The following is a 12,824-nucleotide window of genomic DNA, read 5'->3' as shown; positions in this document are numbered from 1 at the left end:
CAGAAACTGACAGGATAAGCGGCTAAATTCTTCAACAGCAAAAGGAGCACATCATGATCACGCTGTTAACCTACCCACCCGCCTTCGGTCAGTTTTCTGGTAGCCCTTTCTGTACCAAAGCCGCACATTTGCTCAAGCTCTCTGGTCAGCACTGGAAACGCGAGGACACATTGGACCCGCGCATGATGCCTTACAAGAAACTGCCCGTGATCCGCGCCGAAGATCAGTTGATCGGTGACAGCGATATGATCCGGGCGTTTTTGGAGTCCCGTGGCGCTGCATTCGACGCAGGGCTTTCAGAAATGGATAAATCGACGTCGCGTGCTTTTATCCGCATGGCAGAAGAGCATATCTATTTTCATATCGTGTTGGATCGTTGGGGCAATGACGACATTTGGCCCAAGGTGCGCGAGACCTACTTCGCCACCATTCCAAAGTGGATTCGGGGTGTGGTGGCGCATAGAATCCGCAAAACCCTTTTGTCAGGAATGATGGTGCAAGGGCTTGGTCGCTTTACACCAGAACAAAGATTGGCCCGGTTAGAGCCTGATCTGGATGCGATTTCGACACGCTTGTGGCAAAATAAATTTCTCTTTGGCGACAGACCAACGGCCGCAGACGCGTCTGTGGGTCCGATGCTCAGTGCCAGCATCGCAAGCCCCGGTGAAACCCTGCTGTCATCCCGTATCAAGGAAAATGCCATCCTGATGGGATACATCACTCGGGTAGAGGACATGCTCGATTAACGTCGGGTACGTTTGACTTTGCGCTTGGTTTTGTCCGCTTTGCGCTTTGCCTTGACGCCGCCTCGTTTGGGCGTACGTCCAGCAGGCGACCTGCGGCCTTGGGGGATCGCATCACCCTCCAAAGCCAGTAGTTCGAGCGCAATTCCCCCGGTAACGGGTGCTGCTTCTGCCAGTCGCACCGTGGCGCGCTGCCCCAGACTGATCATCATGCCGGTATCAGAACCCATCAGCGTTCCAGCCTCGGCGTCATAGTGGAAGTATTCCCGCCCGATCGAACGCATCGGAATGAGTCCATCGGCTCCGGTTTCGTCAAGCTTCACGAAAACTCCGAACCGCGCGATGCCACTGACCCGGCCGGAAAACTCATTGCCGACGCGCTCGCTTAAAAAAGATGCCATGTAGCGATCTGTGGTATCGCGTTCGGCAATCATCGACCGTCTTTCGGTCTCGGAAATATGCGTACCAATCTGCTCAAGCTCGTCGTAATCCTCCGGTCGCAATCCGTCCTTGCCCCAACCGTGCGCGGCAATGAGCGCGCGGTGCACGATCAGATCAGCATAGCGGCGGATCGGCGATGTAAAATGCGCGTAGCGGGGCAAAGCCAAACCGAAATGGCCGAGATTGTGCGGTCCATAGTAGGCCTGTGTCATAGACCGAAGGGTGGACATATTGATCAGCTCGGCCTCATCGGTCCCTTCCGCCTCTTTCAAAAGCCGGTTCAAATGCGCGGTCTTCAAAACCTGTCCCTTGGCCAGATTAAAGCCGTTGGCTTTTGCAGTCTCGCGCAGCGCATCCAGCTTCTCCGGACTGGGCTCTTCGTGAACCCGGAATAACAGAGGAACTTTCTTGGCAATAAGCGTTTCGGCGGCGGCCACATTGGCCAAGACCATGAACTCTTCAATCAACCGGTGCGCGTCCAAGCGATCTTTGAAATTGACCGCTGTGACTTTGCCGTCTTCGGTCAATTCAATACGCCGTTCCGGCAAATCCAACTCAAGGGGCTGGCGCCTTTTGCGCGCCGAGACCAATGCGTCATAAGCGGCATAGAGCGGTTTCAAAACCGGCTCTAACAAAGCACTACAGCGGTCATTGGGCGCGCCGTCCACTGCTTGCTGCACCTCTTCGTAATGCAGCGACGCAGGCGAACGCATCACTCCGCGGTGAAACCTATGTGAGAGCTTGTTACCGTCGGCGTCCAACTGCATCCGGACGGCTATGCAGGCGCGCGGCACGCCTTCGTGCAGCGAGCATAAGTCACCCGACAGACGGTCCGGCAACATTGGCACAACCCGGTCCGGGAAATAGGTCGAATTGCCCCGTTTGCGCGCCTCGCGATCCAGCGCTGAACCGGGCGTCACATAAGCTGCGACATCAGCGATCGCAACCCAGACAATATGACCGCCGACATTTTCGGGGTCCTCATCTGCATGGGCAAAACAGGCATCATCATGGTCCCGTGCATCAGAGGGGTCGATGGTGATCAAGGGCAAATCCCGCAGATCTTCGCGCCCTGCAAGGCCAATCGGCTCAGCGCGGTCCGCCTGTGCAATTACATCGTCGGGGAAAGCGTCCGGAATGCCTTGTTGATGGATTGCAATCAGCGACACAGCTTTGGCCGCTGACGGGTCGCCAAGTCGCTCAACAATGCGCGCGCGTGGTAGTCCCAAACGCCCTTTCGGACCGGCCTGTTCGGCCTCTACCAATTCACCGTCCTTTGCGCCATGCGTGGCATCGCTGGCCACCTGCCATTCCTTGTCGGACCCTTTATCGACCGGTAGAATGCGACCACCCTCCGCCGTTTTGCGGAAAACGCCCATGACGCGCCGTGGGTTTGTCCCGATGCGCCGGATCAGTCGCGCCTCATAATGGTACGCCTCGCCCTTAATCAGCGTCAATCGCGCCAGAATACGATCACCAGCTCCCAAGGCGGGATCCGATGCCCGGGGCACCACAAGGATAACGGGCTCGACCCCAGCACCCTGCCATTCCATCGGTTTGGCAAACAGATCGCCATCCTTGTCCGGTCCCGTGATCTGTAAAACACTGACGGGCGGCAAGCGATCAGGATCCTGGTAACTGCGTTTGCGCTTTTCGAGATGGCCTTCGGCTTCCAACTCCTTTAGCACCCGTTTTAGGTCAATGCGCGCCGCACCCTTGATGCCAAAGGCCTTCGCGATATCCCGCTTGGCGGTCAGCGCCGGGTTTTCGCTGATCCAATCGAGAATTTCTGATTTTGTGGGGATGCGCGTCATGCCCTCAGGTAACACGCACACCGGGTGGCGTCATGCGCAAATCGCATGCCTTGTCCACATCGTGCAGCGTATCGACATAGGCAATCCGCGCATAGGGCAGCGTTGCAACTGTATCTGCCAATGCGTGTTTGGTAGACCAGCGCACATCTTTGAAAATTTGTGGTGAAAACGCGCGCATGCGCTTTAAACCAATCAACCAATATCCGCCATCTGGTGCCGGGCCAAAAACCGCGTCCGAAGGCCCCAAGGCACGAAAAGCGCGCGCAATATGAGTGCGTTCAATTCCAGGTATATCGGCACCGATAATACACATTGGCCCGGGTCGATCCATGGCAAAGACGCGCGCCATACGGTTTCCCAGATTACCGCGCCCCTGCGGCATGCGAGCAATCTGCATAGGCCAAACACGACTTTTGACGCCGATGCCATCCGGGCTTACCGCAAGGACCAACTGCCAACGCGGGTCTTGAACGCGCCTGACCAACCGCAACGCTTGATGGCGAAACCACCATGCCGCCGGGATCATACCAATATCCTGACCCAGGCGCGTTTTGACGCGTCCAGGATGTGGTTCCTTGAGCATCACGACCAGTGTCCGCGTCACAAAATCAATTCCATGTCGCGATGATCAATGCCCGCGTCATCATAAACCGGACCAAAGGCGTTGAAGCCAAGCTTTTCATAAAAGGCCAAGGCATGAAGTTGCGCTCCCAGCTGCGCCCTTTGCACATGCGGATGACCCCTGGCGACCTCTAGCGCGGCTTGAATGAGCGCGGCACCCAAACCGGTTCCCCTTTGGGTTTTAAGCACGCAGACGCGTCCGATTTTAGCCGTATCTTCAATGATCAATATCCGTGCCGTGCCGATAGGTTTTTTTTCGCGTTGCGCTAGAAGGTGAAGGGCGCCGTTATCGCGGCCATCTACCTCATCAGTTTCCGATACACCTTGTTCATCAATGAAAACGCTACGGCGCAGAGCCAGACAGGTATCAATGTCATCCGTAAGCCCGATGTCGAAATTCATGCAAAGTAGTCTTTCAATACTCGGGTGTAGATGACCTTTAGTTGATGAATGTGGTCGACGCGCACGTGCTCATCTACCTGATGCATTGATCGCCCGACCAAGCCAAATTCCACTACCGGGCAGTGATGTTTTACAAAGCGCGCATCAGACGTGCCACCCGTCGTGGACAAAGCGGGCACAATGCCGGTTTCAGCCTCAACTGCCTTGGCAACAAGATCAGATAGCGGGCCCGGTGGTGTAATAAAACTCTCCCCGGAGATTTTGATCTGAATATCGGATTGGACGCCGAACTCAGTCTCTATCTTCACCAATTCGGCTTCTAGCCAGGCGCTCAAGGACGCACCGGTGTGGCAATCGTTGAACCGGATATTGACCGCGGCGCGACAGTCCGCAGGGATCACGTTATTCGCCGGATTGCCAGTATCCACGGTAACAACGGCCAATGTGGAGGGATCAAAATGTTCGGTTCCTTGATCCAACGTATGGCTGGCCAAACGGTCCATCAGGCGCATCATGGCGGGAATGGGGTTCAAAGCGCGGTGCGGATAGGCTGAATGCCCTTGTTTGCCGATGATCTTGATCCACGCGGTCATGGACCCGCGGCGCCCAATTTTCATCATATCACCCATGACATCTGGGCAGGTCGGCTCCCCCACAAGGCAGACATCCATGCGTTCGCTCGCATGTTCCATATGCGCCAGCAAAGCCTTGGTGCCGTCTTGCGCGTCACCCTCTTCATCGCCGGTGATCGCCAGAATGATGGCGCCATCTGGTGGTGTGTCTTTGACAAAATCCACAGCCGCTGCGGCAAATGCGGCCACACCGGATTTCATATCCGTGGCCCCCCGGCCGTAGAGCACACCGTCTTCGATCTGCGCACCAAAGGGCGGTTTGGTCCAGGCATCGGCGTCTCCAATGGGAACAACATCAGTATGTCCATTGAAACCAAAGGTCTTTTCATGCGCCTTGTCACCCCACCGCGCAAACAGGTTTTTTACCCCGCCTCGATCCGCCCAGACACAATCAAAACCCGCGCTCTTCAGCAGGTCATGGAGGATGCTGAGCGCTCCTTCATCTTCGGGCGTAACGGAGCGGCAGCGGATCAAATCAGCCGTCAGGGAAACAGGATCAAGACCAGCCATCAGGCATTCCTTTTTGGTTCATGTGTTTGTCACGGATAGACTTGTGGCCAAAATGCGGAAATGCCAAGGGGCATAAGAAAAAAGCCTTCCATGACGTTGTTCTGGTACCCTGATACTTCATCGCAACAGCGTTTCAGCGCCCAGTTTGAATGCGGTCACAGCGCACGACGGTTTTAGGGTGTATACCAGTCGGTTTCTGTTTCTGGATGCGTGCCATAAAACGGCTCCATTTGCGCAATAATCACAGCATTTTCATCCAGTGCGCGCCGCATCAGGCCACGTTCTTCATCGTCAATCTCATGGCCCTCGGCCAAACGATCTTCCAATGTGCCGTAGCCGGTTACATCAAGCGGCGCGGTGTCCGCCTGCTTCAGGACTGCAACCGTTTCGCGCACGGCCTCGGCCTCATCAACACCACTGGCAAAGATTACCAATCCTGCGCCTGTCGCTTTCTTAGGCAGACCATCGCCCGCTTTCCGTCCAATCTGGACAACAAGGGTATAAACTTTTTGGCGCGAGGGCTTCTTTGGCGAGGTCATACCTTGCTTGTTATGACTTGGGGAAAGGCACCACAACGGCTTTTTCAACCAATGCATCAGGCGCCCAGCCCGAATAAGGTTTCCATTCCATCGCCATTTCATGCAGATGGCGGACACCGGCAAGGATGGCGGTGCCGAGATCTGATTTCATTTGCAGATAACCTGTCGCCTGTTCTTCCCAACGAAAAGCCATGCGACCTTTGGCATCATGCGTCTCGATTGAATCGAGCAATATCAGAGCGGTGCAAGCAGAGTGGGCGGGATGCGAAGTGTCAAGTGACACGATTTCGACGACTTCGCCCGGAAACCACCCCCCATATTCGGACAGGATGCAACTGCCCTTCAAGCAGTTTTCCAGGGCTTTGCGATGGACTTCGCGTGTGTCCTCCGGGCCTACGGCAGCCACCAGGTCGCGCAATTCCGACGACATTGATCGCGCTATCAGTTGCAGGATGCGCGACAGGTCATTGCCGTCATAGGTTTGCAGATCGTGACCTTCGGGCAATTTGTCAAGTTTAACCCGACGCGTATTATGCGCCCAACGAAACCCGTTCATCAAAGCAGCCCGGATCGGCGACGGTCCCTTGCGGTAGTGTTCCTGAAACGCGTCCCAATTCCAGTAAAGATCATCCGCACCTGCGCCGCCTTGCAATCTGTCAGCCAACAGTAAAGCCGTGGCAGTCAGGAAACTGTTCAATCCTTTGTCGGGCAGGGCCGCGATAAGCAAAAGATCGGCGTGCAGCGTTTCTGCGTCTGACATCGACAACATGCACTTTTGGTCGAATACGATCTTGCGGAGCAGCGTCCTGTGTCCCGGCTTCAAGCGTTCGGCCAACTCTCCGAAGCCAGTTGCTGAAACGGACCGCAGATCAGATAAAACCTGCATCGTTTGGAAAGATATCGGTACAGAGGCGTGCTGCATATGATCGGGATAAACATAGAAAGAGGCTGAATTGCTGCGCAAAACGAGCAATTGGCGGGAATTCCCTAGGCAATACTGCCTCAGGTATTGAGTTCTGATTAATCCCGCAGCAATTCGTTGATCGATGTTTTTGAGCGTGTCTGCGCATCGACCTTTTTAACGATCACCGCGCAATAGAGGCTAACGCCATTTTTGGAAGGCATCGACCCTGCCACAACGACAGACCCGGAAGGCACCTCGCCATAGGTAAACGCACCCGTTTCGCGGTCCACAATTTTGGTGGATTTTCCAATGAACACACCCATGCCCAAAACCGATCCTTCGCGCACGATACAACCCTCGACCACTTCTGAGCGCGCGCCAATGAAACAATTGTCTTCGATAATTGTGGGGCCCGCCTGCATCGGTTCCAAAACGCCGCCAATGCCAACTCCGCCAGACAAGTGCACATTCTTGCCGATCTGAGCACAAGAGCCAACGGTGGCCCAGGTGTCGACCATTGTGCCCTCGTCCACATAGGCGCCCAAGTTGACAAAGGAGGGCATCAAGACCACGCCCGGCGCAATGAATGCAGACTTGCGCACCACGCAGTTGGGCACCGCGCGAAACCCGGCTGATCTCCATTGGTTGTCACCCCAGCCGGCAAATTTACTGTCGACTTTGTCCCACCAGCCGCCTTCTTGCGGGCCGCCACCCTGGCGCTCCATGTCCTTGATGCGGAAACCAAGCAAAACGGCCTTTTTGGCCCATTGGTTCACATGCCAGTCGCCCCCTGCCTGCTTCTCTGCAACGCGCAATTTGCCACTGTCCAAAGCAGCCAAGGTATCTTCGATCGCATCGCGGGTTTCGCCGGTCGTAGCAGGCGTTATGTCTTCTCGTGCCTCCCAGGCGGCTTCGATGGCGGTTTCAAGCTGTACGTTGGACATAAGGACCCCAAAGGAAAAAAATGTTAATGCAGCGGCTATACAAGGGCCGGAGTGGACGCGCAATCGTTCAAGACTGTGATGACGACGCCAAACCCATTGCATCTTGAGGCACAACATGGCCCCCTAACCCAAATGAGTTTCCGGAGTATCCGAGATGAACAAGCCCCGCCACCCTTTGCGTGACGCACACACCGACCGCGATGCCATCAAAGAGGTGCCCGACACGCCCCAGACAAGGGCACCCGCCTATCGTTTGGCTTTTGCCGACGTCGATTTCATGTGTCGCGAAGAATTGCGCCCGGTGCGTTTGCAGTTGGAGCTTTTGAAACCGGAAATGATGCTTGATGCTCTGAACATCACAAGCACGATCGTGCTATTTGGTGGCGCACGAATTCCGAGCCCCGACAACAAGCATAAAGCGCGCACCAAAACACTGGCGGATTTGTCCCATTTCTATGATGAGGCCCGCGAGTTCGCGCGTCTGATGACGCTCAAAAGTCTCGAAAGCGATGGCCGCGAGAATGTGATTGTCACCGGCGGTGGACCGGGTGTGATGGAGGCAGGCAACCGCGGGGCCGTTGATGCGGGAGGCCATTCAATCGGGCTCAACATCGTGTTGCCGCATGAGCAAGCACCAAATGAGTACGTCACGCCGGAGCTTTGCTTCAATTTCCACTATTTCGCGATCCGCAAAATGCACTTTTTGATGCGCGCGCGGGCCATCTGCGCCTTTCCCGGCGGCTTCGGCACGATGGACGAGTTGTTTGAAACACTTACGCTGATCCAAACCGGGCGCATGCAGCCGGTGCCAGTGCTGCTCTTTGGGCGAGACTTTTGGGAACGCATTATGGATTGGAAAGCTTTAGCAGATGCAGGTACCATATCCGAAGAGGATTTATCGCTATTTCGGTTTGTGGACAGCGCATCCGAAGCAATGCATCTCATCGAAAACTGGGAAGACCTGCCAGCGCGCGACGCCCTTCCAGGCCGTGGCTAGTGCATCGCTATCCTGCGGCTCCAATCTTGCCTCTCGATGATGAACCCGGCCCTGTCTGATTGCCTTTCTGGACAAGGGGATCGGCGATAAATGAGGAACAGGCAATAGGGCGGTTGTCTTTCATTCATTAGAAAAGACGGTCGGTCACTTGTTCGGCAAAAAAAAGGTCTGCGACACAGCCTTGCGAATTGTTTCAAAGTGACGTTCCGAGCTCTCTGAATTCATCGACATTCTGTAATCAGATCTTCTCGCTCCATCGCAACAAGTTGCTCAAGGTCCTTTTCCGACAGCGCGCCAACCACCAAGGTACGACCGATCATCAGTCCCGGTGTGCCAGGGATGCCCAACCCACGACCCAAAGCCAATGCGTCTTCAATTCGTTCTGCCATCACTTCGCTTTCAGCGTCGGCCATCACTTTCTCTGCATCCAGACCGTGCCTCTCGGCCAGGCTCCGCACGCCCGGCAAGCCCGGGCGCAAAACACGCTGCATCATGTCCAGGTGGATCGTGGTGTGATCCGCTTGATTGGCGGCCGCCAAAGCAACACTAGCGGCCCATCGTGATCGTTCACCCAATAGTGGCAACTCATGAAAACTGAGGTCGATGGACATCTCAGAACTTTGCAAATCCGCAAGACGTTTGTCCAAAATCGCGCAGTAGGGGCAATAGTAGTCGCTAAAAACAGCAATCGGCACGCGCCCGGGTAGCGGCGTTTGAGGAAAGACGGCTTCACAAAGATTAAGCGGTAGACGCTGCGTCGCTGCCGCCTCCTCAGGTGTCTCAAGTCCGGTAAACAGATCCGGTGCCGCACTTATTTTGCCGCGCTCCAACCTGCGAAATCCGGGTATAGCGGTCAAGTCGGAGAACGCCATGTCTTGACGCCGATGGCGCAGAATTTGCGGAATCGACAGCGCAATGAAGCCGGCGCCTCCAATCACCAGTGCGTCCCGGCGTCGCATTATTCGCCTGCCAGACCCGCTTCGGCTTCGATCTGGCGACGTGACTTACGCGCGCGCTCGGTTGCCGATTTCAGCTGTCCACAGGCCGCCATGATGTCTTCGCCCCGCGGCGTACGCACAGGGGAGGCGTATCCCGCGTTGTAAATAATATCAGCAAAGGCGCGGATGCGGTTATTGGAAGAACGCTGGTAAGGCGCGCCCGGCCATTCATTGAAAGGGATCAGGTTGATCTTGGCGGGGATACCCTCGATCAGCTTGATCAGTCTGTGCGCGTCTTCATCGCTATCGTTCACGCCTTTTAGCATCACATATTCAAACGTGATCCGCTCGGAATTGGAAACTTTCGGGTAGCTGCGCAACGCGTCCAGCAACACTTCAAGGTTCCATTTCTTATTGATCGGCACGAGCTTGTCGCGCACTTCGTCAGTTGTTGCGTGAAAGCTGATTGCCAGCTGGCAGCCGATCTCCTGTGCCGTGCGCGCAATCTCCGGCACAACGCCAGAAGTGCTCAATGTGATCCTGCGGCGGCTCAGTTGAATGCCTTCGGGATCCATCGCAATGAGCATGGCATCCCGCACATTTTCAAAGTTATAGAGCGGCTCGCCCATGCCCATCAGAACAATATTGCTCAGCAACCGCGCTTCATAGGTGCGCGTCCCGGTTTCGGGCCATTCGCCAAGATCATCGCGTGCCATCATGACCTGCCCAACAATTTCTGCAGCGGTCAAATTGCGCACCAGTTTCTGTGTCCCGGTGTGACAGAACGAACAAGTCAGCGTACATCCGACTTGAGAGGACACGCACAAGGTACCGCGCCCTTCTTCCGGGATATAAACGACCTCGACTTCATGCCCACCGGCAATTCGCACCAGATATTTGCGGGTGCCATCTTCACTGATCTGTTTGGACACAACTTCCGGCACGTCGATAACAAAACGTTCCTTGAGATCCGCGCGATAAGCTTTGGACAGGTTCGTCATCTGATCAAAATCACGCACGCCCCATTGGTAAATCCACTGCCAGATCTGCCCGACGCGCATTTTGGCCTGCTTTGCCGGCGTACCGGCTTCAGTCAAAACGTCTCGCAGCGCGTCGCGAGTCAAGCCGACCAGATTGACGGGCCCTTCCGGCAATTTACGCGGCATGGTGTGTACATCTTGCGTGATCGGCGCGGAGGCAGACATGGCGATTCCTAACGTGGCGAAGATGCGCTTCTATATAGAGATTCACGCAAGGATCAAAACGAAAAGACCTGATGGCGTCCTAGCTGGCGCAGCGTTTCTCGGCGGTTTCCACAGCGGCCGTGAAACCGCGCAGCGAGAACGTGTCTTTGGTGTTAGTGCCGCGTGTGGAAACACCTGTTACGACAGCGACTGCGCCTTTTTTCATTGCGGCAACAATCTTTGCATCCTCAGCAGTGTTTTCCGGCCACGCCCATTCACCATCAGTGAAAAGGCCAAAATCCGTGCCGCCGATGTTGATGTTCACCTTGGATCCGGTAGCGAAAGTATACCCGCCGCGGAATGTCACCTGCGCATTGGCGTTTGCTGCAGGGTTAAAGAGAACAATCAACAAAATATCGCCACGCGTTGCCGCAACAACCCGACCATTGCGCGTGTTCACCGTTTTGTCTGGTACTGCGACGCCCCAGCATTCTTTAGGATTTGTATCCTCGAAAACGCTCCAGTCTGTCTCAACTGCCACCAGATTGCTGCTTTGCTGTTGAGCCTGTGCAGCCACCGATATCATCAGCAGCGCTGAGATCAGCCCAACAAAGAAACCTAAAATTCGCATGTCAAACAGCCTCCAGCCGTCTCTACCTCAATATGTAAATGGTCCGCTTGGCACGTGTTTTTTATGCGCGCTCTCTTGCATGACCCATTAATCTTCTCGACAAGAGGTATAGTAGCGCAAAATCTGCAGGACACGAAAGAGCGATTAGCAGGTTTTTGCCAGATTCTTGAGGGATAAAATGACGCAAGCTGCGGCGATGGTCGAAATCTGGCGAGGAGATTTTCTGGAAAGCGCGCATTCCGGCCATGCGGTGATCTGCGACGATACCGGCCAGATTGTTGAGGCCTGGGGCGATCCTGAAAAAACAGTGCTGCCGCGAAGTTCGTCCAAAATGATTCAGGCTTTGCCACTGATCACGTCAGGCGTCTTTGACCTGGCTGGCCTGACATCCGAGCACTTGGCGCTCGCCTGCGCCTCTCACAGCGGCGCCGCCAGTCACACCGATCGCGTGCGCGCTTGGATGGATACCTTGGGCTTAGAAGACGGTGCGCTGCGCTGTGGACCGCAGATACCAGATGATCGCGAAGCCCGGGAAGGACTGATCCTTGCTCACACAGCTCCGTGCCAAGTTCACAACACTTGTTCAGGCAAACACGCGGGTTTTTTGACCCTATCGCAACATCTGGGCGCGGGGTCTGAGTATATTGACCCGGACCACCCAGTGCAAAAGGCCTGCCTTGAAGCTTTCTAGACAACTACACAGGAAACTTCACCCGGCCATGGCATTGACGGGTGCTCGGCCCCTAACCCTGCCGCCAGTCTGCATGGTGTCGCGCGTGCCATAGCGCATTTTGCGGCGGCCCCTGCTGACAGCCCAGAGGCGCGCCTGCACCAGGCGATGCGCCTGCACCCGGAACTTGTCGCCGGTGAAGGGCGCGCTTGCACCGAATTGATGCGGGCTATGGACGGCAAGGTTGCCATCAAAACCGGAGCGGAAGGGTTCTTCGTTGCTATTCTGCCCGAACAAAAACGCGGCGTGGCGCTAAAAATCACAGATGGCACGACGCGGGCCTCAGAATGTGCCATCGCGGCCATTTTGATCAAGTTGGGCGTTCTAGACCCTGAACATCCAGCTGCCCGCAGGCGCATCAACGCGCCAATTGCGAATCGACGCGATATTCAAACAGGTTGGATCAAACCTGCAGCGGTGCTTGCTTGACGAAAATTGGTGAATTTCAGCGAGCTCGGTAGAGTCACCCGCCCCAATGTGCAGACTTTGATATTGTCGACGGTTTCGTCAACGTCATTGGTCGGCAAGGCGCAACATCCTGGCAATGGCTTGGAGCCTTTTTTGTTTCCGACGCCTGTGCCGTTACGGTCTTGCACATGCCGAATCGGTTGTCTGGATTGCCCTGGGCCTTGCCAGTGTTTTCGAACCATCCATTCAGGCCGCCATGATTTTGGTGCCCTTTTGTTCGGATTTCAGTGTTTTTGCTGACATGATTGGTGAATACGAACTCTGGCAAACCCTTTCCTCCTGATTTCGCAGGCTGAAATAGAGCACGGTATCAGGATGAGCCGTCT

12 protein-coding genes and 1 pseudogene are annotated in these 12,824 nt (G+C 55.4%); 3 read left to right on the top strand and 10 right to left on the bottom strand.

Features of this window, described 5'->3' with window-relative positions:
- Window positions 1–53: 53 nt before the first annotated feature.
- The gene (locus tag AB8B75_RS04090; RefSeq protein WP_405360043.1) at window positions 54–746 is read left to right on the top strand and encodes a glutathione S-transferase family protein; all 693 of its coding nucleotides are present in this window, start codon (window positions 54–56) and stop codon (window positions 744–746) included.
- Here AB8B75_RS04090 and rnr read toward each other — a convergent pair.
- The 7 genes from rnr to dapD all read right to left on the bottom strand — a co-directional run bounded on the left by rnr (window position 743) and on the right by dapD (window position 7,550).
- Window positions 743–2,998, bottom strand: coding sequence for a ribonuclease R (gene rnr / locus AB8B75_RS04085; protein WP_405360041.1), 2,256 nt, complete (start codon window positions 2,996–2,998; stop codon window positions 743–745). The genes AB8B75_RS04090 and rnr overlap by 4 nt on opposite strands.
- A gap of 4 nt (window positions 2,999–3,002) precedes the next feature.
- The gene (locus AB8B75_RS04080) at window positions 3,003–3,602 is read right to left on the bottom strand and encodes a TIGR04282 family arsenosugar biosynthesis glycosyltransferase (protein WP_405360040.1); all 600 of its coding nucleotides are present in this window, start codon (window positions 3,600–3,602) and stop codon (window positions 3,003–3,005) included.
- Window positions 3,599–4,021, bottom strand: coding sequence for a GNAT family N-acetyltransferase (locus AB8B75_RS04075; RefSeq protein WP_405360038.1), 423 nt, complete (start codon window positions 4,019–4,021; stop codon window positions 3,599–3,601). The genes AB8B75_RS04080 and AB8B75_RS04075 overlap by 4 nt, the downstream gene beginning before the upstream one ends.
- A complete protein-coding gene (gene dapE / locus AB8B75_RS04070; RefSeq protein ID WP_405360037.1) occupies window positions 4,018–5,163 on the bottom strand; it encodes a succinyl-diaminopimelate desuccinylase in 1,146 nt (381 codons plus the stop codon). The genes AB8B75_RS04075 and dapE overlap by 4 nt, the downstream gene beginning before the upstream one ends.
- Before the next feature lie 173 nt (window positions 5,164–5,336).
- Window positions 5,337–5,702 (bottom strand): hypothetical protein, encoded by a 366-nt coding sequence (locus tag AB8B75_RS04065; protein WP_405360035.1) that lies wholly within the window; start codon window positions 5,700–5,702, stop codon window positions 5,337–5,339.
- 10 nt (window positions 5,703–5,712) lie between these two features.
- A complete protein-coding gene (locus AB8B75_RS04060; protein WP_405360033.1) occupies window positions 5,713–6,675 on the bottom strand; it encodes a hypothetical protein in 963 nt (320 codons plus the stop codon).
- Between the two features lie 47 nt (window positions 6,676–6,722).
- The gene (dapD, locus tag AB8B75_RS04055; protein ID WP_405360032.1) at window positions 6,723–7,550 is read right to left on the bottom strand and encodes a 2,3,4,5-tetrahydropyridine-2,6-dicarboxylate N-succinyltransferase; all 828 of its coding nucleotides are present in this window, start codon (window positions 7,548–7,550) and stop codon (window positions 6,723–6,725) included.
- 154 nt (window positions 7,551–7,704) lie between these two features.
- On the opposite strand from dapD, the gene AB8B75_RS04050 reads away from it, so the two are divergent.
- Window positions 7,705–8,547, top strand: coding sequence for a TIGR00730 family Rossman fold protein (locus AB8B75_RS04050; RefSeq protein ID WP_405360030.1), 843 nt, complete (start codon window positions 7,705–7,707; stop codon window positions 8,545–8,547).
- Window positions 8,548–8,768: 221 nt separating this feature from the next.
- Here AB8B75_RS04050 and AB8B75_RS04045 read toward each other — a convergent pair whose 3' ends face one another.
- From AB8B75_RS04045 to AB8B75_RS04035, 3 genes are all read right to left on the bottom strand, one after another.
- Window positions 8,769–9,506: a DsbA family protein gene (locus AB8B75_RS04045; protein ID WP_405360029.1), complete on the bottom strand. Its 738-nt coding sequence runs from the start codon at window positions 9,504–9,506 to the stop codon at window positions 8,769–8,771.
- On the bottom strand, window positions 9,506–10,690 hold the full coding sequence (gene rlmN / locus AB8B75_RS04040) for a 23S rRNA (adenine(2503)-C(2))-methyltransferase RlmN (RefSeq protein WP_405360027.1): 1,185 nt from the start codon (window positions 10,688–10,690) through the stop codon (window positions 9,506–9,508). Before rlmN ends, AB8B75_RS04045 begins: the two co-directional genes overlap by 1 nt.
- Before the next feature lie 79 nt (window positions 10,691–10,769).
- Entirely contained in the window at window positions 10,770–11,300 is a 531-nt protein-coding gene (locus tag AB8B75_RS04035) for an invasion associated locus B family protein (protein WP_405360025.1), read from the bottom strand.
- Between the two features lie 178 nt (window positions 11,301–11,478).
- Between AB8B75_RS04035 and AB8B75_RS04030 the strand changes: the two are divergent.
- Window positions 11,479–12,459, top strand: a pseudogene (locus tag AB8B75_RS04030) (asparaginase).
- The last annotated feature ends 365 nt before the right edge of the window (window positions 12,460–12,824 follow it).

The sequence above is a fragment of the Roseobacter sp. genome (genome assembly GCF_045106495.1).
GTDB lineage: Bacteria > Pseudomonadota > Alphaproteobacteria > Rhodobacterales > Rhodobacteraceae > Roseobacter.
The sequence above is the reverse complement of the archived record's forward strand: the minus strand, read 5'-3'. Positions and strand labels throughout refer to the sequence as shown.

What these genes read in the sequence shown, in the direction of transcription:
- AB8B75_RS04090 (WP_405360043.1), top strand. Translation starts at nt 54, where the DNA reads ATGATCACGCTGTTAACCTACCCACCCGCCTTCGGTCAGTTTTCTGGT.
- rnr (WP_405360041.1), bottom strand. Translation starts at nt 2,998, where the DNA reads ATGACGCGCATCCCCACAAAATCAGAAATTCTCGATTGGATCAGCGAA.
- AB8B75_RS04075 (WP_405360038.1), bottom strand. Translation starts at nt 4,021, where the DNA reads ATGAATTTCGACATCGGGCTTACGGATGACATTGATACCTGTCTGGCT.
- dapE (WP_405360037.1), bottom strand. Translation starts at nt 5,163, where the DNA reads ATGGCTGGTCTTGATCCTGTTTCCCTGACGGCTGATTTGATCCGCTGC.
- AB8B75_RS04065 (WP_405360035.1), bottom strand. Translation starts at nt 5,702, where the DNA reads ATGACCTCGCCAAAGAAGCCCTCGCGCCAAAAAGTTTATACCCTTGTT.
- dapD (WP_405360032.1), bottom strand. Translation starts at nt 7,550, where the DNA reads ATGTCCAACGTACAGCTTGAAACCGCCATCGAAGCCGCCTGGGAGGCA.
- AB8B75_RS04050 (WP_405360030.1), top strand. Translation starts at nt 7,705, where the DNA reads ATGAACAAGCCCCGCCACCCTTTGCGTGACGCACACACCGACCGCGAT.
- AB8B75_RS04045 (WP_405360029.1), bottom strand. Translation starts at nt 9,506, where the DNA reads ATGCGACGCCGGGACGCACTGGTGATTGGAGGCGCCGGCTTCATTGCG.
- rlmN (WP_405360027.1), bottom strand. Translation starts at nt 10,690, where the DNA reads ATGTCTGCCTCCGCGCCGATCACGCAAGATGTACACACCATGCCGCGT.
- AB8B75_RS04035 (WP_405360025.1), bottom strand. Translation starts at nt 11,300, where the DNA reads ATGCGAATTTTAGGTTTCTTTGTTGGGCTGATCTCAGCGCTGCTGATG.